At 70.7% G+C, this 18,910-nt stretch carries 20 protein-coding genes; 8 read left to right on the top strand and 12 right to left on the bottom strand.

The annotated features are described in order from the left end of the window. Window positions 1–113 precede the first annotated feature (113 nt). Window positions 114–983 carry an alpha/beta fold hydrolase gene (locus OOZ19_RS18750; RefSeq protein WP_266091415.1) on the top strand — a complete coding sequence of 290 codons (870 nt, stop codon included), beginning with the start codon at window positions 114–116 and terminating at the stop codon, window positions 981–983. 216 nt (window positions 984–1,199) lie between these two features. On the opposite strand, the gene OOZ19_RS18745 is transcribed toward OOZ19_RS18750, so the two are convergent. From OOZ19_RS18745 to OOZ19_RS18730, 4 genes are all read right to left on the bottom strand, one after another. Beyond that, entirely contained in the window at window positions 1,200–2,159 is a 960-nt protein-coding gene (locus OOZ19_RS18745) for an ABC transporter substrate-binding protein (protein WP_266091460.1), read from the bottom strand. A 56-nt stretch (window positions 2,160–2,215) separates the two neighbouring features. Continuing rightward, window positions 2,216–3,268, bottom strand: coding sequence for an ABC transporter permease (locus tag OOZ19_RS18740; protein WP_266091414.1), 1,053 nt, complete (start codon window positions 3,266–3,268; stop codon window positions 2,216–2,218). Then, window positions 3,268–4,032: an ATP-binding cassette domain-containing protein gene (locus OOZ19_RS18735; RefSeq protein WP_266091413.1), complete on the bottom strand. Its 765-nt coding sequence runs from the start codon at window positions 4,030–4,032 to the stop codon at window positions 3,268–3,270. Before OOZ19_RS18735 ends, OOZ19_RS18740 begins: the two co-directional genes overlap by 1 nt. A gap of 94 nt (window positions 4,033–4,126) precedes the next feature. After that, window positions 4,127–5,101: a LacI family DNA-binding transcriptional regulator gene (locus OOZ19_RS18730; RefSeq protein WP_266091412.1), complete on the bottom strand. Its 975-nt coding sequence runs from the start codon at window positions 5,099–5,101 to the stop codon at window positions 4,127–4,129. 414 nt (window positions 5,102–5,515) lie between these two features. Between OOZ19_RS18730 and OOZ19_RS18725 the strand changes: the two genes are divergently transcribed. After that, window positions 5,516–5,875: a DUF3817 domain-containing protein gene (locus OOZ19_RS18725; RefSeq protein ID WP_266091411.1), complete on the top strand. Its 360-nt coding sequence runs from the start codon at window positions 5,516–5,518 to the stop codon at window positions 5,873–5,875. 173 nt (window positions 5,876–6,048) lie between these two features. On the opposite strand, the gene OOZ19_RS18720 is transcribed toward OOZ19_RS18725, so the two are convergent. Then, entirely contained in the window at window positions 6,049–6,549 is a 501-nt protein-coding gene (locus OOZ19_RS18720) for a MarR family winged helix-turn-helix transcriptional regulator (protein ID WP_184482052.1), read from the bottom strand. A 133-nt stretch (window positions 6,550–6,682) separates the two neighbouring features. On the opposite strand from OOZ19_RS18720, the gene OOZ19_RS18715 reads away from it, so the two are divergent. Further along, window positions 6,683–6,988 carry an MTH1187 family thiamine-binding protein gene (locus OOZ19_RS18715; protein WP_266091410.1) on the top strand — a complete coding sequence of 102 codons (306 nt, stop codon included), beginning with the start codon at window positions 6,683–6,685 and terminating at the stop codon, window positions 6,986–6,988. Between the two features lie 63 nt (window positions 6,989–7,051). On the opposite strand, the gene OOZ19_RS18710 is transcribed toward OOZ19_RS18715, so the two are convergent. Next, on the bottom strand, window positions 7,052–7,312 hold the full coding sequence (locus OOZ19_RS18710) for a hypothetical protein (RefSeq protein WP_266091409.1): 261 nt from the start codon (window positions 7,310–7,312) through the stop codon (window positions 7,052–7,054). Window positions 7,313–7,650: 338 nt separating this feature from the next. Here OOZ19_RS18710 and trxA point away from each other — a divergent pair, with 338 nt between their 5' ends. The 3 genes from trxA to OOZ19_RS18695 all read left to right on the top strand — a co-directional run bounded on the left by trxA (window position 7,651) and on the right by OOZ19_RS18695 (window position 10,613). Further along, window positions 7,651–8,583, top strand: a complete 933-nt coding sequence (gene trxA / locus OOZ19_RS18705) for a thioredoxin (RefSeq protein WP_266091408.1) — start codon at window positions 7,651–7,653, stop codon at window positions 8,581–8,583. A gap of 410 nt (window positions 8,584–8,993) precedes the next feature. Next, a complete protein-coding gene (locus OOZ19_RS18700) occupies window positions 8,994–9,179 on the top strand; it encodes a hypothetical protein (protein WP_266091407.1) in 186 nt (61 codons plus the stop codon). Between the two features lie 111 nt (window positions 9,180–9,290). Next, entirely contained in the window at window positions 9,291–10,613 is a 1,323-nt protein-coding gene (locus OOZ19_RS18695) for a DNA polymerase IV (protein WP_266091406.1), read from the top strand. Window positions 10,614–10,636: 23 nt separating this feature from the next. Here the strand turns inward: OOZ19_RS18695 and OOZ19_RS18690 are convergent, their stop codons facing one another. The 3 genes from OOZ19_RS18690 to OOZ19_RS18680 all read right to left on the bottom strand — a co-directional run bounded on the left by OOZ19_RS18690 (window position 10,637) and on the right by OOZ19_RS18680 (window position 13,995). After that, window positions 10,637–11,422, bottom strand: coding sequence for a hypothetical protein (locus tag OOZ19_RS18690; RefSeq protein ID WP_266091405.1), 786 nt, complete (start codon window positions 11,420–11,422; stop codon window positions 10,637–10,639). Between the two features lie 118 nt (window positions 11,423–11,540). Then, window positions 11,541–12,728, bottom strand: coding sequence for an acetyl-CoA C-acetyltransferase (locus OOZ19_RS18685; RefSeq protein ID WP_266091404.1), 1,188 nt, complete (start codon window positions 12,726–12,728; stop codon window positions 11,541–11,543). A gap of 256 nt (window positions 12,729–12,984) precedes the next feature. Next, window positions 12,985–13,995, bottom strand: a complete 1,011-nt coding sequence (locus OOZ19_RS18680; protein ID WP_266091403.1) for a hypothetical protein — start codon at window positions 13,993–13,995, stop codon at window positions 12,985–12,987. Window positions 13,996–14,147: 152 nt separating this feature from the next. Here OOZ19_RS18680 and mce point away from each other — a divergent pair, with 152 nt between their 5' ends. Next, the gene (gene mce / locus OOZ19_RS18675) at window positions 14,148–14,588 is read left to right on the top strand and encodes a methylmalonyl-CoA epimerase (RefSeq protein WP_266091402.1); all 441 of its coding nucleotides are present in this window, start codon (window positions 14,148–14,150) and stop codon (window positions 14,586–14,588) included. A gap of 8 nt (window positions 14,589–14,596) precedes the next feature. Here mce and OOZ19_RS18670 read toward each other — a convergent pair whose 3' ends face one another. Beyond that, complete coding sequence (locus OOZ19_RS18670) at window positions 14,597–15,322, bottom strand: TetR/AcrR family transcriptional regulator (RefSeq protein WP_266091401.1); 726 nt, start codon at window positions 15,320–15,322, stop codon at window positions 14,597–14,599. A gap of 134 nt (window positions 15,323–15,456) precedes the next feature. Then, window positions 15,457–15,849: an SPW repeat domain-containing protein gene (locus tag OOZ19_RS18665; protein WP_266091400.1), complete on the bottom strand. Its 393-nt coding sequence runs from the start codon at window positions 15,847–15,849 to the stop codon at window positions 15,457–15,459. A gap of 181 nt (window positions 15,850–16,030) precedes the next feature. On the opposite strand from OOZ19_RS18665, the gene OOZ19_RS18660 reads away from it, so the two are divergent. After that, a complete protein-coding gene (locus OOZ19_RS18660; RefSeq protein ID WP_266091399.1) occupies window positions 16,031–17,611 on the top strand; it encodes a M protein in 1,581 nt (526 codons plus the stop codon). A gap of 347 nt (window positions 17,612–17,958) precedes the next feature. Here OOZ19_RS18660 and prmC read toward each other — a convergent pair whose 3' ends face one another. After that, window positions 17,959–18,834, bottom strand: coding sequence for a peptide chain release factor N(5)-glutamine methyltransferase (gene prmC, locus OOZ19_RS18655; protein ID WP_266091398.1), 876 nt, complete (start codon window positions 18,832–18,834; stop codon window positions 17,959–17,961). Window positions 18,835–18,910: the final 76 nt, after the last annotated feature.

Below are 18,910 nucleotides of genomic sequence, written 5' to 3'. Positions count from 1 at the left end.
CGTCACCTCTCAGGTACGGCAACGTGACGGTCCCGCCGCACGTCTGATCGTACGAACGGCAGGTCCGCGATCCGGACCGCTTGTCTCAAGCCAGTTCCGAACAAGGAGTACAGATGACCGCCCCGCCCCAGGGTGTCGAGGTCGACCACGTCGAGTTCCCTGCCGGCAAGATCCGCTACTACCGCGCGGGGTCCTCGGGACCCGCGATCGTGCTGCTGCACGGCGGCGGTCTGGACAACGCGATGCTGAGCTGGCGGCACACCATTCCCGTGCTCGCCGAAGACCACCGCGTCTACGTGCCCGACCTGCCCGGTCAAGGCGGGAGCAGGCCGTGGCACGGCCGCGCCAACCAGCGCACCTTCGAAGAGGTGCTGCGGTGGCTGCTCGACGCCTGGCAGGTGCGGGACACCATGATCGTCGGGCTGTCGATGGGCGGCAGCATCGCCACCGGGTTCACGTTGCGCCACCCCCGGCGCGTTCGGGGGCTAGTGCTCGTCGGCTCCGGCGGGCTGGTCCCCCGGCTCGACCACCACCTGCTGAGCTACCTGGCGACCCGAGTCGACTTCGTGGGATCGGCGAGCGCGAAGCTGCTGGCGAAGCATCGCGGACTGGTCCGGCGGCAGCTGGCGAAGCGGCTGTTCACCGGCGACCGGCCCGTGCCCGACCTGGAGAGCATCGTCGACGAGGTCAGCGCCGAAGCCGGGCAGCGCGAGTCGGTGTTCTCCGACTGGCAGCGCGACTCGCTCGGACGGCGCGCCATGCGGGTCAACCACGGCCCCCACCTGGACCAGATCAACTGCCCCGTGATGTTCATCCACGGCGAGCAGGACACCGCGGTGCCGATCTCCTCTTCCCGGCAGGCCGCGACCGCCATCTCCGGTGCTCAGCTGCACGTGATCCCCGGCGCCGGACACTGGCCGAACCGGGAGAAGGCCAACGAGTTCAACGCCCTGCTGCGCGAGTTCGTCAACTCCCGAGCCTGACCGGACGAGGCGCGCACCGGCCGCCCCGCACACCTCTCGGCCGCGAGGACGACACCTTCCCGCGCCCGGCAACGCCGTCACCCGACAGCGGCCCGCCACCCCGGCCGAGCACCACCCCCACTCCGCACCGTGACGCCCCGGCGCGCGCCCGGGCGCGAGGAAGGGAACCTTCCTGTCACCGGTGACAGGAAGGTTCCCTTCCTCGCGGAGTCGCGCTCAGCAGGTGGCGCGGTAGAAGTACTGGGCTTGTGACTGCATGGAGTCGCGGGTGAGGGCGATCATGTCCGTTCTGGTCTCGCGTTCGACGGGTTCGCCCTTGATGGCGGCGATGGCTCGGGCGACACCTTCGCGGCCGATCTCCGCGGGGTTCTGCGCGATCAGGGCCTGCACGCGTCCGTTGCGCAGGTCGTCGACCTGCTTGGGGCTGGCGTCGAAGCCGACCAGCTGCACCTGGCCGGACTTCCCGGCGTTGGCCAGCGCGGTGCCCGCGCCCTCACCGGTGTTGAGGTTGGTGCCGAACACCCCGACGAGGTCGGGGTTGGCGGCCAGCGTCGCGGAGACGATCTGCGCGGCGGTGGCGGGCTCGTTCTCGGTGTACTGCGTCGGCAGCAACCGCAGGTTGGGGTGCTTGGCGATCTCCTCTTCGAAGCCGCGGGCCCGCTCGTCGGTGGTGGAGGTCCCGGCCTTCGTGTTCAGCGCGAGCACCGCGCCGGGCCGGTCCCCGACGAGGTCGGCGAGGGTCTGCGCGGCGAGCACCCCGCCCGCGTGGTTGTCGGAGGACAGCGAGGTCACCGCGACCGACTTGTCCTCCAGGGCGGTGTCGACCTCGACGACCTGGACGCCGTTGTCCTTGGCCTGCTGCAGCGGGGTGGCGAGCGCCTTGTCATCGGTCGGCGCGATGATCACGGCGCCGGGCCGGGAGCTGACGACGCCGGCCAGCAATTGCGCCTGCTCGGCTTGTTCGAACTTTTCCGGGGCTTGCGCGTTGAGCTCGTACCCGGCGGCGGCTGCCGCTTCTTTCGCCGCGCATTCGATGGAGACGTAGAACGGTTCCCCGCGCATTCCGGTGAGCAATGCCAGGTTCTTGTTGTTCGGGTCGGTGGCCGCTCCGCCGTTGTCCCCGATCTGCCCGGATCCGCAACCGGCGAGCAGAGTTCCCGCCGCCAGCACGACCATGAATTGATGCCTGATTCTCACTTTTTCCTCCACACACCGTTGTGCTGAAAAGCGGGTCAGCGGCTGTTGCGATTCCTCCGGCGCCGCTGGTCGAGCCAGACGGCGGCGACGAGCACGGCGCCGACCGCGATCGGTTGCCAGAACGGCCGGACTCCGGCCATGACGAAACCGGCGTCGAGCACGGCGGGGATGAACACGCCGATGACGCTGCCGAGGATGGTGCCCACCCCGCCGAACAGGCTGGTGCCGCCGAGCACGACCGCGGCGATCGCGTTGAGGTTGTCGTTGCTGTGCCCGCTGATCGTGGTGGTGCCGAAGTAGGCCAGCGACAGGAACCCGGCGAATCCCGCGAGCACCCCGGTCAGCGCGTACACAGCGACGAGGTGCCTGCTCACGTTGATGCCGGCGCGGCGCGCGGCTTCGGAGTTGGAGCCGATGGCGTAGGTGTGCCTGCCGAACGCCGTGGTGTGCAGCGCCCAGCCCGCGAGCAGGGTGACGATCGCGGCGAGGATCACCAGGTTCGGCACCACGCCGAACGAGGTCCCGGTGCCGAGCGTCTCCCGCAGCGCGGCGGGCACGGTGCGCACGTCGATGCCGTTGGTGAGCAGCTGGGCCGCGCCGAGCGCAGCACCGAACGAACCGAGCGTGACGATCAGCGCGGGCACCCGCGCCACCGCGACCAGCAGTCCGTTCAGCACACCCCAGGCGGCGCCACCGAGCAGCGCCACGACCAGCCCGACGAGGATCACCCCCCACCCGGCACCGGTGGCGTCACCACCGCTGAGGGCCTCCATCGTCTGCGCGGACACGACACCGGCGAACACCAGCACGGATCCGACGGACAGGTCGATCCCGGAGGTGATGATCACGAAGGTCATCCCGACCGCGAGCATCAGCAGCGGCGCCGCCTGCACCAGCAGGGTCTGGAAGTTGAACAGCGTGGGGAAGGCGTCCGGCCGCACCGCACTGAACAGCGCGCACAGCACGATCAGCACCAGGCCCGTCCACAGCGTCGGCGACGCGGCCAGCCTGGCGCGGAAGGTCTTGCCGGAGGCGGGTTCCGCGGTGGGGGCGGAGACGTCCTCGGGGGATCTTTGTGGTGCGGACATCAGTTCTCGTCCTCCTGGGTCAGCGCCCCGGTCATGGCTCCCACGAGCTCTTCGAGGCTCACGTCGGCAGCGCGGAAGCGGGCGACGCGGCGGCCGAGCCGCAGCACCTCGACGCGGTCGGCGACCGAGCGCACTTCGGGCATGTTGTGGCTGATCAGCACCACCGAGATGCCGGTGTCGCGGACCCGGCGCACCACGTCGAGAACCCGCTCCCGCTGCACCACGCCGAGCGCCGCGGTCGGTTCGTCGAGGAACACCAGGCGATCCGCCCAGGCGACCGACCGGGCCACCGCGACGCTCTGGCGCTGCCCGCCGGACAGCGCCCCGATCGACACGTCCAGGTCGGGCAGCGAGACGCCGAACGTCGCGAACTGCTCGGCGGCGCGGGCGCGCATGGCCGCCTTGTCGAGCATCCCGAGCTTGCCGAGCAGCCCGCCGCGGCGGATTTCCCGCCCCAGGTACAGGTTCGCCGCCGGGTCCAGGTCCGGGGCGACGGCCAAGTCCTGGTAGGCCGTCTCGATGCCGTGCGAGCGCGCCGCACCCGGCGAGTCTAGCGTCACGGGCGTTCCGGACACGCTGATCCGCCCGGAATCCGGTTGCTCCACACCGGAGAGGCATTTGACCAAAGTGGACTTCCCGGCTCCGTTGTCGCCGATGAGGGCGACCACTTCGCCGGGGTGCACGGTGAAGGAGGCACCCCGCAACGCCTCCACCCCGCCGTATCTCTTGGTGAGTTCGCGGGCTTCCAACAGCGGTTCGGACATCAGACCTTCCAGGTGGCTCGGGTGCTGCGGTCGAGGCGGTGCGTGGCACCGGGGCGGGGCAGGCGCACGGCGGTCCGGCACCGCGCGCGGGGGTTCACGCCGGCACCTCCCCGGACCCCCTCGGCAACAACCGGGTGGGCAGCACCAGTCGTCGCGGCGGGGTGGTGTCGCCTGCGAGCCGCGCGTACACCGTCCGCGCCGCGGAGGCGCCCAACTCCCGGACGTCGTAAGTGATCACCGTGATCGGCGGGTCCAGCAGGTCGGCCAGTTCGAAGTCGTCGAAGCCCACCAGCGCGGGCCGGCGGACGCACCCCGCCAACGCGCGGACGGCGTGGACGGTGATCCGGTTGTTGCCGGTGACCAGGGCCGTCGCGGTGCTCAACGGTCCCGCCAGCACCGCGGCCACCGAGTCCGCGGTGTGCGGGCCCATCCGCACCAGCGCGGCGTCGAACGGAACACCGGCCTGCGCGCAGCCCTCGCGGAAACCGCGCAGCCGCTCGGCGGCCGTGTTGATGCCCGGCGAGTCGCCGAGGAAGGCGATGCGCCGGTGACCGTGCTCGGCGAGGTGGCGGACCGCCAGGGCCGTGCCGTCCACGTTGTCCACCAGCACGGTGTCGGCTTCGACGCCGCCCGCCGGTCGGTCGACGAACACGACCGGGGTGCCGGTGATGATCTCCCGCGCGAGGTAGCCGTGCCGGTCCCCGGCGGGCACGACCAGGAGCCCGTCGACTCGCCGGGACAGGAATTCGGTGACCAGTTCCCGTTCCCTGGCGGGGTCTTCCCCCGACGATCCGGTCAGCACCTGGCCGCCCTGCGCGCGGGCGACTTCCTCCACCGCGCGCGTCAGCATCGAGTAGAACGGGTTCGCGACGTCCTCCAGGACGAGCCCGACGATCCCGGTTTCGGCGCCGCGGCGCAGGTTGCTCGCGTCGAGGTTGCGGCGGAATCCGAGTTGGTCGATCGCGGTGAGCACGCGGTCCGCGGTGCCCGGATGCACCCCGGTCTCACCGTTGACGACGCGGGAGACCGTTTTGATGCTCACCCCGGCGAGACGGGCCACATCGTTCATGGTGGCCCGTCGAACATTCCCGGAATCCGACAACGTTGTCATGATCTGGCGGATTTCACCGCTCTGGACCAGCGGTGTCAATGCTCGATCCGATTCCTGCGTACCGACGGCCGCAGAAATGCGGCCGAACGGCGGAATCGGCCATCTAGCATCGTTCGCGAGCGATCGTGTTCGCCGGTTTCCCGATCATGATCCAGAACTGCGCGCCGAACCGGGAAGACAAGGTTGTCACGAATTGATTTCGGACCGTTCGTTTCCGTTCCGACGGCAATTCTGGTCGCACCCGGAGCCTCCACCGCCACGGGCGCCCCCTCCCCCGCGGTGTCACCGGTCGCGGTGTGACCACGAGCACCCGGCACACTCGGAGGAGTCAGGTGCCGGTGAGCGGCACCGCGTCCGAAAGGCGGTTTGAGGGTGTTCCGTACCTACGCGGGATGGTTCCGTCTCGTCGCGGTCGCCGAAGCGTGCTCCTGGGCGGCGCTGCTGATCGCGATGGTCTTCAAGTACGGCTTCGGGATGCCCGAAGGCGTCACCGTCGCAGGCTGGATCCACGGTCTCGTGTTCACCGCCTACGTCGTGACCTGCCTCGTGGTGTTCAGCCCGCTGCGCTGGTCGTTCGGCGTGCTCGTGCTCGCGCTGGCGGCCTCAGTGCCGCCGCTGGCCTCCGTCGGCTTCGAACGCTGGGCGACCGGGCGCGGCCTGCTCACCTGGCAGGACTCCGCAAACCCCACGTTCTGGGGCCGGGTCCGCTACGTCCTGCGCACCCTGAACTGACCCCGGCGCTCCCCCGCGCGGAAGGGAACCTTCCTGTCACCGGTGGCAGGAAGGTTCCCTTCCTCGCACCAGGGCGCGCGCATGTGGCGGCGGAGCGGGTGGTCGAACGCGCCTCGACCCGAGCGGGGAGGCGTGCGGGGAGATCCCCCGTGTGCGGTGGAGCCGGCTTCAGCTCAGAAATCGCCCGCCGCGTGGCGGACCTTGCCGAGCAGTTCGGTGAGCTGCTGCGTCTGCCGCTCGGTCACCCCGCCCAGCCCGAACTCGATCTCGTTGACCGACTCGGTGGCGCGCTTCATCAGGTCCCGCCCTTCGTCGGTGATCTCGACGAGGGTGGTGCGCCGATCCGTGGGGTGCGGCACCCGGCGCACCAGCTCATCGTGTTCGAGCCGGTCGACGATGTTGGTGACGCTGGTCGGGTGCAGCTGGAGCCGATCACCCATGACGCGCATCGGCAGGCTTCCGCGGCTGGAGAAGGTCAGCAGGACGAGCGCCTCGTAGCGGGCGAACGTGAGGTTGTGCGGGCGCAGCGCCGTGTCGACCGCGGACTGCAGGATCTGCTGGACCCGCATGACGCTGGTCACCGCGGCCATCGTGGTCGATGGCCCGATCCGCTCCGACCACAGCTCGGCCGCACGTGCGATGGGGTCGAATGGCAGCGGGCTACGGGCGCTCATGATGCCGACGCTAGCAGCGGGCACCGAACGGACGAATGACCATTCGGCATCACGACCTGCCGACGAGCACGACGCCGATGAAATCCAGCATGATCGTAAGTCTTTCCCGAGCAGCTCGCAGGAGGAAGATCGAATGTTGGTTGCGTTCAGCGTGGCACCGTCCGGCTCCGGTGATGGCGACAGCGTCAGCGCGGCCGTCGCGGAAGCGGTGCGGATCGTGCGCGAATCAGGCCTGCCGCACGAGACGACGTCGATGTTCACGACCGTCGAAGGCGACTGGGACGAGGTCATGGACGTGGTGAAGCGCGCGACGGAAGCGGTGTCGTCGCATTCGCCCCGCACCAGCCTGGTGCTCAAAGCCGACATCCGCCCCGGCCACACCGGGCAGTTGCACGAGAAGGTCCGGCGGGTCGAAGAACACCTGTCGACCGACCAGTGAGCGACGCGGCCGGCCGGAGGTCCCGAGGGACGTCTCCGGCCGGCCGTCGTCGTACGCGATCGATCAGCCCTTGGAAGAGGGGTGGTCGATGACCGGCGCGTTGGTGCAGTCGTTCGTCTGCGGCGACAGGACCGGCACGACGACGCCGATGACGGCACCGACGTTGTTGCCGCACAGCTGGACCGGCACCGCGCTGATGTTGTTGTCGTCAACCAGGTTGACGCCTTCGTTGCCCGCCGTGTCGGCGAAAGCGGTCGAACCGAGGGACACCATGCCGAGGGCGGCGATACCGGCGGCGCCGGCAACGCGGGTAGCAATACGCACTTTCTGAACCTCTCCTAGAACTTCGGGCAGGGGGCTCGATCCCGGATCTTTCCCGGGGCTCCCCGTCTGGCCCGCCCGAGAACAGGCCCTCGAGCAGACACAGTGGCTCCTTCGGCGATCACCCCGGCAAAACATGAGGGGTACGCACGTAACGTCAAGCAATCGAGTGATCATCGACACTCGATCAGGTAGACGTCGGTGGCTCAGCCAGCGCACCGTGACCAGTACTGCGCCGGTTCCCGTCGCCCTCCGGAGAACCCCCGCCCACGCACGGTGCGCATCGCGCGCCGTGTCAGGATGGAGAGGTGACGAGGCCCGATCCACGCCAGAACGCAGCCATGTCCGCCGCGATGGCGGGCGCAGTCGACCTGTCCGCGCTGAAGAACAAGGCGGACAACGCTTCCCGGCCACCGGCCTCCAACGGCCCCGCCGACGACGCGGCGACCACCGGCACGCCGGCGGTCATCGACGTCACCGAAGCGACCTTCCAGGCCGAAGTGGTGGACCGCTCCATGCAGGTCCCCGTCGTCGTCGACCTGTGGGCCGAGTGGTGCGGCCCCTGCAAGCAGCTCTCCCCCGTGCTGGAGCGGCTCGCGCAGGAGAGCGGCGGCACCTGGGTGCTCGCGAAGGTCGACGTGGACGCCAACCCGCGGATCGCCCAGCTCTTCCAGGTGCAGTCCATCCCGACCGTGATCGCGATCGCCGGTGGGCAGCCCGTCGAGGCCTTCGCCGGGGCGCAGCCCGAGCCGCAGATCCGGCAGTGGATCACCGCGCTGCTCGACGCCCTGCGCGAACAGCTCCCCGGCATCCAGGCCGCCGAGCAGGCAGCGGCGGGCGCGGCTGAGGTCGAAGAGGAACCCGAAGATCCCCGCTTCACCGCCGCGGAAGAAGCCCTGGACAACGGTGACTTCGCCGCGGCCGAGGCCGCCTACCGGCAGATCCTCGAAGCCGAACCGAACAACGAGCAGGCGCAGGCCGCCCTCGCCCAGGTCCGGTTCAGCGCCCGTGCCGAGAACGCCGACCCGGCCGCGATCGAGCGCGCCGACGCCGCACCCGACGACCTCGACGCGCAGCTCGCCGCCGCCGACGCCGAACTCGCCGCCCAGCAGGTGGAGGCCGCGTTCGACCGGCTCGTGCGCACCGTCAAGCGCACCGCCGGCGACGATCGCAACCGCGTGCGGCAGCACCTGATCGACATGTTCGAGCTGTTCCCCGACGGGGATCCGCGGGTCACCAACGCCCGCAGGGCACTGGCCAGCGCCCTGTTCTGAGTTCGTACCGCCGCCCGGCCGTCACCGTTGTCCGGTGGCGGCCGGTTTCGTTTGCCGCCTGGCCTGGCGCTGATCCGGTCGGGTGCCGCGTGCCGGGCGCTCGCCGGTGATCGAACCGGCTCCGCCCCTCTCCCGTCCGGCCGTCCGCAGAAGCCGCACTGCTCGCGAACTCCCCTACTCCCGTGAGCACGACCCGAGCCGACGAAAACCGGCACCGCGTCCCCGCGCCGCGGGTCCGATGTCCCTCCGCGTCCGCACGACGCCGTCGATGACAGAAAGGTTCCCTTCTTCACACCGGTGACAGGAAGGTTCCCTTCCCCGCACCCGTGACAGGGGGAAGGTTCCCTTCCTCGCACGGTTGGTCCTCCTGGTCCGGGCGATGACGGTGACGGGCGGCCTACGCTGGGGACATGGCTTCCTACGGTGAACTGTTCCCGGGGCGCAAGCTCCGGCACGAGGGCGATCAGGGCACACCTGGGCGTGAGCACGATCCGGGTGGTCCGCTCGACCTCGACCGCGGTGTGGTGTTCCTCGCGCCTCCGGCGAAGCAGGAACCGGCCGACGCCCCGGCCGAGCACGAGACCGACGAGGACTAGCCGGATCTCCCGCGGGTCCGCGCTCGCCACGCGCCGCGCTGAACCTGCTCCGAGGCGCGACCTCCCCCGGGGCCTGTGGTGGTTGTCGGGGGTATCTCGTTGAATGTGCGCATGCGGAGATGGGTGCTGCACATGGACATGGACGCGTTCTTCGCGTCCGTCGAGCAGCTCACCCGCCCCACCGTCTCCGACCGGGCCGTCCTGGTGGGCGGCTTGGGTCCGCGCGGCACCGTCGCCGGCGCCAGCTACCAGGCCCGCGCTTACGGCGCCCGGTCGGCGATGCCGATGGCCGAGGCGCGCCGCCGATGCCCGGTGGCGGTGGTGCTGCCTCCCCGCGGTGGCGTCTACCAGGCTGTCAGCCGCAAGGTCTTCGACATCGTCCGCGAGATCTCCGACGTGGTCGGTCAGGTCTCGATCGACGAGGCGTTCCTGGAACCGGTCGAGCTGATCGGCGGCTCGACCGACGACGTGGAGCGGTTCGCGGCACGGCTGCGGGAACGGGTCCGCACCGAGGTCGGGGTGCCTGCGTCGGTGGGAGCGGGGTCCGGGAAGCAGATCGCGAAGATCGCCTCCGGGCTCGCGAAGCCGGACGGCGCCCTCGTGGTGCCGCCCGATCAGGAGCACGAACTGCTCACGGGCCTGCCGGTGCGCAAGTTGTGGGGCGTCGGGCCCGTCACCGAGTCGAAGCTGCACCGCATCGGGGTCTACAGCATCGGAGAGCTCGCGGCGTTGCACCCAGGCGACGTCACGTCGCTGCTAGGTCAGGCGCACGGCGCGGAGCTGCACCGGTTGGCGCACGGCATCGACGATCACCCAGTCGCGGAACGCGCGGAGGCCAAGCAGGTCAGCGCCGAGACCACGTTCGACGTGGACATCACCGAGCCGGTGCGGCTGTCCACCGAGGTGGGCGGCATGGCCGAGCACGCGCACCGCAGGCTCGTCTCGTCCGGCAGGGCCGCGCGCACCGTGACGGTGAAGGTCCGAGACGCGGACTTCACGACGATCAGCCGCGCGGAGACCTTCGCCACGGCCACCTCGGACCTGGGTTCGCTCAGCGCGGCGGCCCGGCGGTTGATCGCGGTGGCGGTGCCGCCAGGCACCCCGATCCGGCTGGTCGGGGTCTCCTATTCGGGGCTCGCGACCTCCGAGCAGGAGGCGTTGTTCGACAGTCCCGCGCACGAGTCCGAACCTGCGCCCGTTCCGGAGGGTGAGCCGGCACCGGAACCGACTCCGCTGCCCGGGCGTCGGCCGTGGCGCGCCGGGGACGACGTGTTCCACCCGGAGAACGGGCACGGCTGGGTGCAGGGCGCCGGACTCGGCCGGGTCACGGTGCGCTTCGAGACCGCGGCGACCGGCCGCGGTCGCGCACGCACCTTCCAGGACGACGATCCGGCGCTCAAGCCCGCCGAGCCGCTGAACAGCCTCGGCTGGTGACGCTTCGCCGCGGCCGATCCGGATCAGAGCTTGGTGGAATCCGGCATGCTCACCGGGGGAAGGTGCCTGCGGTAGTGACCGACCCACTTGCGCGGGGCGACGGTCTGCACCGCGCGTTCCACCGCTCGCGGCAGCCGCGTGAACGGCGGCAGGTGGAAGCGGTAGCGCACCGACGACGTTCCCGGCAGCGAGGGCTGCTCCTCGACCCGCCAGCGGTCCAGCTCCGGGTGGCGACCGCCGAAACCGGGGTCGGCCGGGTAGAACTCCAGCGCGACCCGCCGCTCCGGGTGCACCGGCCGCTTCTGCTCGATCCACGGCAGGCTGCCGATGCCGATGGCGGAGATCTCGTTCCAGGACACCCCGTACACCTCTCCGAGGGTGCGCGCGTAGAAACCGCTGCGGTCCAGCAGGAATCCGCGGCTGTTGAGCATCCCGCGCGAGGACAGCACGAATCCGAGGAAGATGATGCCGAGCACCAACTGCCAGATCCACACACCGACGCTGCTGCCGTTGTTGGCCAGCGTCGCGGCGCACAGCACGGTGCCGAAGCCGCTGAGCCCGCCGCCGATCAGCAGCAGCCGGAAGCTGCCGGCGGACACGTCCACGTCCTGCGCTTCCGGGCCGAGCCCGATCGGTGCCGCCGTCTCCGCGGGCCGGTCGTGCTTGTCGTAGACCCGGGTGCCGGGACCGCCGCGTTCCGCCCCGAACCGCGCGGTGGCGTCGCTCTTACCGGTGACGCGGCCGGGCACGGTGGCCCATTCCCGTTCCGACCGATCCGCACGTTGCCATCCACCTGGAAGCCACTTCATACCGACCAGGGTAGCGGCGAGCACTCACAGTGATCACGGTCGGTCGTGGAAAACCAGGGCGGCATCAGGGTGATTTCCGGGTACCCCGACACCGCCCCGGTTCACCGGGTTGCGCAGGTCAGCTCTGCGGAACGCGCAGGATCAGCGCGTCGCCCTGCCCGCCGCCGCCGCACAGCGCGGCCACGCCGGTTCCGCCGCCACGGCGCCGCAGCTCCAACGCCAGGTGCAGCGCCAGCCGCGCGCCGGACATGCCGAGCGGGTGGCCGAGCGCGATGGCTCCGCCGTTGACGTTGACGATCTCGTCGGAGACCCCCAGGGCCCTGCTGGAGACGATGCCGACCGCGGCGAACGCCTCGTTGATCTCCACGAGGTCGAGCTCGGCGGCGTCCACCTGCTCCTTCGCGCAAGCGGCTTTGATCGCGTTCGACGGCTGCTCGTGCAGGCTCGCGTCCGGCCCGGACACGACGCCGTGCGCGCCGATCTCGGCCAGCCAGGTCAGGCCGAGCTCCTCGGCCTTCGACTTGCTCATCACCACGACCGCGGCGGCACCATCAGAGATCTGCGACGCGGAGCCCGGCGTGATCGTGCCGTCGGGGGCGAACGCCGGGCGCAGCTTGCCGAGGCCTTCGGCCGTCGTGTCCGGCCGGACGCCCTCGTCGGTGTCGACGGTGATCGGGTCGCCCTTGCGCTGCGGCACCGTCACCGGGGCGATTTCCTCGGCGAACACGCCGCGCGCCGCCGCGGCACCGGCGCGCTGGTGCGACCGGGCGGCGAACTCGTCCTGCTCCTGCCTGGTCAGCCCGTGCCTGCCGTTGTGCTTCTCCGTCGAAGCACCCATCGCGATCTCGTCGAAAGCACAGGTCAAGCCGTCGAGAGCCATGTGGTCTACCAGCTGCGCGTCGCCGAACTTGACGCCCTCGCGGGAGCTCGTCAGCAGGTGCGGGGCTTGCGTCATCGACTCCTGGCCGCCCGCGACGACCACGTCGAACTCGCCGGCGCGGATGAGCTGGTCGGCGAGCGCGATCGCGTCGAGGCCGGACAGGCACACCTTGTTGATCGTCAGCGCCGGGACGTCCATCGGGATGCCCGCGTTGACCGCCGCCTGCCGGGCGGGGATCTGCCCCGCTCCGGCGGTCAGCACCTGGCCCATGATCGTGTACTGCACCTGTTCAGGGGCGACGCCGCCTCGCTCCAGCGCGGCCTTGATGGCCACGCCGCCGAGCTGCGCACCTGAAAAATCCTTCAACGAGCCCAGCAGGCGCCCCATCGGAGTGCGTGCCCCCGAAACGATCACAGAAGTGCTCACAGTCGCCTCCCGGCCATCCTCATCGACTACCGCTGCGCGCCGTCGGAACGGCGCCGTGCACCGCCCTCATGATGCGCCCACTCGGCTCGACCGGACCACACCCATCGTGGCACGCAGTGCCATCCGCGCACCTTCGCACAGGTCCGCCCTCGGCCGGAAGGGAACGTTCCCGACACCACCCCCGCGCCACCGGAACGCGAGGAAGGGAACCTTCCCGTCACCGGTCTGACAGGAAGGTTCCCTTCCTCGCAGCGGTTCAGCAGTCGCCGCGGGTGGCCGTGGTGTCGCAGAGGCCGGAGTCGGCTTCCCAGTGCAGCGCGGTGCGCGCGTCGACGCCCAGCTCCCGCGACGCGGACACGTCGCTTTCCGCGCCGGAGTCGGCATCGAGCCAGTAGCGGACCTCGTAATCGGCGCCGCCGCTGGTGTAGGTGAAGACGTAGAACGGATCGGGAACCGGTGCGGGCCCGAAGTCCGGCGATGTCCAGGCATCTTCGCCTTCGACGGCACCGGGGTCGACGTAGAGGCAGTCGTAGGACGCGCCCTCGTAGGTGCACTTGCGTGGTTCCGCGCCGCCGTACCGGGACACGGTGGAGTCCTTGGCGACCCCTTCTTTCGCGAGCCGCTGGTAGACGTCCTCGCAGGCGCCTTCGTCACAGGCGTGCCAGGCCTTCCAAGCCGTGGCGCGCGCGGCGGCGCTGGAAGCACCGGAGCCCACCGAGTCGCAGTACTTCCCCACCAGGTACGGCGCGACCTTCGACGCCGCGGCGGCCGAGTCGATGGCGGTGGCCGCCGTCTCGTCCGCCCCGAGACCGGCGGAGTCGAGCTGCCAGATCCCGACCCCCGGGTTGAAGAAGAGCCCGTCGCCGCGCTGCTCGGGGTCGGCAAGCGCGGTCTGGTCGTCGTAGCGGGACAGGGTCATGGGCGACGGCGCCTCCCCGGATCCCGCGACTTCAGGCCAGGTCGTCGACAGGGTCAGGTAGGTGGCGGCGTCCGTGCTCACCGAGCAGTCGGCGGTTCCCGCGGCGTCCGCCGCCGCGGATCGCACGGATTCGTAGGATTCGGCCCCGAACTTCAGCGGGGCCGCGGCGACTCGAGCGCGTTCGTGCTTGAGCCGGATCTCCTCGGGGTTGGGGCCACCGCCACCGGAGACGGTCCCGCCGCCCCCTGCCGCGACGGCGAACGAGGGCACGCCCATGGTGACGACCGCGGCGACCGCCGCGATCAGGAGCGGCCGAGGTCTCAGCCGGTTTGGTTTCTTCGCAACCATCACTTACCTTTCGACGTGAACTAGCAACATGTTCACGTCGGTCACTGCACCCCCGACTCCGCCGATCAGTGCAATCCCAGCAGCGCACAACACCTTTTCTTGCCACATTTCGCACACTCACGCCGGGTTCACGGCGCGTTAGGCTGCCCACCATGCACAGCGAACTGAGCGGACTGATCACCGCCGTCGATCACGTCGGCATCGCGGTGGCCGACCTCGACGCCGCGATCGAGTTCCAGCGCTCGACCTTCGGCCTCGAAGTCACCCACAGCGAGGTCAACGAGGAGCAAGGGGTCCACGAGGCGATGCTGCGGGCGCCGGGCGACACCGCGGGGGCCACCCAGATCCAGTTGCTCGCTCCCCTGCGACCGGATTCCGCGATCGCGAAGTTCCTCGAGCGCAACAACCCAGGGCTGCAGCAACTCGCGTTCCGGGTCACCGACGTCGAGGCCGCCAGCGCGGCACTGCGTGCCAAAGGACTGCGGTTGCTCTACGACGCCCCGCGTCGCGGCACCGCCGACAGCCGCATCAACTTCGTGCATCCGAAGGACGCCGGCGGCGTGCTGGTGGAGCTCGTCGAACCCGCGGCCTGACCGGCCCGTCAGCCGAGATCGGCTCCTCCGGCGGTGCGCACCCGAGCCCCGCGCCGAACGTGCGGTTGCAGCGCGCGGGCGATGAAGTCGATCTCAAGGTCGGCCGCGGCATCGCGTTCGACGCGTCCGGTCACCGCATGCCGGTGGTCGACCGCCCTGGCCAGCAGGACCGCGGCCGTGTCGAGCTCACCGTCGTCGGCGCGCTCCGGCAGGGCGCGCGCCACGACCTGGCGGATCTGCTCCACCGCACCCCGGAACCGCTCCCGCAGCGCCCGCCGCACCGCGCTGTGCGTGTCGGCCTCCCGCCACAGCAAGTGGCTGAGCGGCGACGCGGACGCGCACGCGCGGTCCAGTTCATCGACCAGCCTGCCGAGGCTGCCCACCAGGTCCCCGACGACCACGACCCGGTCGGCGTCGATCCGCTCGGCGGGCAACCTCTCCACGAGCGCGACGAGCAGGTCGGGTTTCCGGCGGAAGTAGTAGTGGATCAGCCCCTTGGGCACCTGGGCCCGCTCCGCGATCCGCGAGGTGGGGGTGGCCGCGAACCCCGACTCGGCGAACAACTCCCCCGCCGCCGAGAGGATCCGGTCCCGCGCCGAAGCCGGACCGCCGCCGAGCACTTCGCGCGGCCCCGTCCGACCGGCGGCGCCCGTCCGGCCCGGGGACCGGGCGCGACGGCCCGCCCCGGACTCCCCGGCGGACGGGGGCGTCCACCTACCCGATGATCCATCCATCGGCACGCCTCTCCACCTCGGGGGAGCAGCACCGCGCGGAGCGCACGCCGACGCCCGACGCCGAATGCGAGGAAGGGAACCTTCCTGTCACGGATCGGCAGGCTGAGCCGAACCGGAATCCCGGACGGTCCGGCCTAGTGCTGGCCGGCGGCCATGCCCCTGCCGTGCGCCACGTTCGCCTCGGGGAGCGCGGCGGCACCGACAACGACGGCCAGCACCCCCACCACCCAGGACGTCCACGCCGCGCCGGTGAGCGCCGCGTAGCCGAGCACCCACGGCGAGAGGAACAGCAGCACTCCCAGCAACATGTGGGCGTACTCACTGGTCATCGAGCCGGGCATGGCGAGCGACCACACCGCGGCGAGCACCAGCAACGCCCCGAGGACGATCATCGCCGAGATCGCGCCGCTGCTGGTCCGCGTCCACATCGTCGCGAGGATCACGTACACCCCGAGCACCAGCGCGGCCCAGTCCTGCCACCGGGTCCACGGCTTGATCTTCGACGGTTCGTTCGCCATGGTGGCCATGTCGATCACCTCCAGCGCTGCCGACTCCCTCACCGTTCGCCTTGACTGACCGGCCGGTCAAGGGACTTTCGACCCGGTACCGGACGCCGCACCACCGAGCAGGTGGTCCACGTCGGCGAATTCTCCCGTCATCCCGCCCACACCTCCCACAACGCTGTTGCCTTCCAGGTAGCGTGGCACCATGGGCCTCGCCGACGACCGTGATCTTCTCCCGCTGGGATCGGGCTTCGACCTCGTTCGCAAGAACGGATACGACCGCGCCCAGGTCGACGAGCATCTCGAACGGGTCGACGCAGATCTGCGCATCATCACCTCCGACCGCGACGCGGCCGTTTCGCAGGCACGAGACGTGTCGAAGCAGCTCGAGTCCTCCCGCTCGGAGATCGAGAACCTGCGCGGACAGGTGGAACGGCTGTCGAAGCCGCCGACGACGCTGGAAGGGCTCAGCGAGCGGTTGCAGCGGATGCTGCGGCTGGCGCAGGACGAGGCCAACGACATCCGCTCGCGCGCGGAGAAGGACGCCGCCGAGACGCGCTCCCGCTCCGAAGCGGAAGCCGGGGCGCTGCGCACCCGCTACGAGAAGCTCATCGCCGAGGTCGACACCCGCCGCTCCGAGATGGAGCAGGAGCACCGCTCGGTGCTCGACAAGGCCAAGGCCGAGGCGGAGCGGATCACCAGCGAGGCCGAGGAGAACCGCAAGCGCGCCGATGAGGAGTCCGAGGCCCGCCGCGTGCAGGTCGAAGAGGACTTCGAGATCGCGATGGCCGCGCGGCGGACCGAGTCGATGAAGACCCTCACCGAGCAGGAGACCACCAGCAAGGCCGACGCCCAGCGCCGCGTCCGCGAAGCCACCGAGGAAGCCAACCGCAGGCTGCGGGAAGGCACCAACGAGGCGCACCGGCGGGTCCGCGAAGCCACCGACGAGGCCACCAGGCTCACCACCGAGTCCACCCAAGCCGCCGAGAAGCTGGAGCGGGAGAGCACCGAAGCCGCCCAGCGCCTCGAACGGGAGAGCACCGAGGCCGCGCAGCGCCGCGAGCAGGAGAGCACCGCGGCGGCGCAGCAGCGGGAGAAGGACAGCGTCGAAGCCGCGCAGAAGCGCGAGCGGGAGAGCACCCAGGAAGCCGAGCGGCTGGTCAGCGAGGCCACCGAGCGTTCCGAGCGGATGATCCGGGAGACCACGGACGAAGCGACCCGGCTCGTCGAGGAAGGCACCCGCGAAAGCGAACGCCTCATCCGCGAGGCGCGCCTCGACGCGGAGAAGCGGCTGGGCGTCACCACCGAGGAGTGCCAGCGCAGGCTCACCAAGGCCGACCAGCAGGTGCATTCGCTGACCGAGCTGCGCGACACCGTCGCCGGGAAGTTGCGGGACGCCGCCGAACTGCTCGGGCAGACGACTCCGCTGCTGTCCCGCCTCGCGCAGGAGGACGAAGAGGAAGCCGCGCTGCGGGAAGCCGCCGCGGAGGCGCGCGAGCAGGCGCGCAAGTCCGCGGAGACCGCTGTCGCCGAGGAGCGACCGCCGCAGCCGCGGGAACAGCGCAAGTCGCAACCCGCCGCGGGTGACGGGCCGACGGAGAAGATCCAGCGCCAGAACCTGCCCGGCAACGCGCCGGCGCAGCAGCAGAACCCGCACGATCCGCCGACGCGGCGGATCCAGCTGCCCATCCCCGGCACCACCGCCGAGCAGCAGCAGCGTCCGGCCAACCAAGGTGGAGCTCCCAAGGCCGAACCGGCCGAGCAGGGTTCCCGCCCGCGTCGCTGACCCGGAGCGCGAACACACCTACGCGGACCGGTTCCACCGCCGGGCGCACCGGCACATCTGGACGGATCCAATCCGGCCAGGGGCACAGCCCCTGGCCGGATTTTTCGTGCGCCCGCCCCCGCCCCCTGCGCCCCGCGCCGTTCCGCGGGCTCATGCGAGGAGGGGAACCTTTCTGCCACATGTGGCAGAAAGGTTCCCCTCCTCGCGGCCATCACGACGTGCGGAGAGAGGAGTGCACCGACGGGGGCGACGGCCGCAATCGGGCAGCCGACGGCAGGAGTGCAGGTCCTCACGACCTGGACTCCGGCGGGTTTACGCGGGGGATCAGCCGGGGCTCGGCCGGCGGGTCAGAGCTCGGGGGCGGCCCGGTGGGCGGTGGCGAACCTGGGGCGCCCCGCCAGATCGGCGTGGTCCTCGACGTCGCTGAGCACGCGCCGCGCCTTGAGCAGCGCGGGCACGGAGCCGCCGTGGGTGTCGTCGTGCTCGATCGCCAGGCCACCGCCCTGCCGGAGCAGTCGAGCCGCGCACCCGACGACCTGCCGGACCACGTCGAGCCCGTCGCGCCCGCCGAAGACCGCACCGTGCGGATCGTGATCGCGCACCTCGGGCGGAACCGGCGTGCCCTCCGGCACGTACGGCGGGTTGCACAGCACCAGGTCGACCAGGCCCTCCAGTTCCATCAGCAGCGTCTGGTCGAACACGTCGCCCGCGTAGAGCCGCACCGGGGTGTCCCCGGCCACCGCCTGCTGATCGATGTTGTGCCGTGCCCAGGCCAGCGCGTGCGGGTCGACTTCCACGGCGTGCACCTGCGCGTCCGGGCGCGCGTTGGCCATGGCCAGTGCCAGCGCACCGGTTCCCGTGCACAGATCGACCACGATGGGGCGTTCGACGCCTTCGAGGGTCGCGAGCCCCCACGCCAGCAGCAGTTCGGTCTCCGGGCGGGGGACGAACACGCCGGGCCCGACGCTGAGCGTCACGTTGCCGAGGCTCGCGGTTCCCACCAGGTGCTGCAGCGGAATCCGGTCCGCGCGTTGCCGGACCAGCGCCTGCAGCGCCTCCACCACCGGCGGGTCGACCAGCGGCACCATCATCAGTTTCGTCCGCTCCACGCCGAGCAAGTGCGCGGCCAGCAGTTCGGCGTCGGTGCGGGGGCTCGCCACGCCTGCCGCGGACAACATGCGTTCCGCTTCGAGGATGGCCAGGCGCAGTGGCTGTCGAGTCACGGGGCAAGCTTAGAGCGCGTGATCCGCCGCCTCGTTCAGGCGACACCCCGGACGGAGGGGAACCTTCCTGTCACGA

The organism is Saccharopolyspora sp. NFXS83 (assembly GCF_026241095.1).
GTDB lineage: Bacteria > Actinomycetota > Actinomycetes > Mycobacteriales > Pseudonocardiaceae > Saccharopolyspora_C.
Note: the sequence above shows the minus strand (reverse complement) of the source record. Positions and strands in the feature narration are given on the sequence as shown.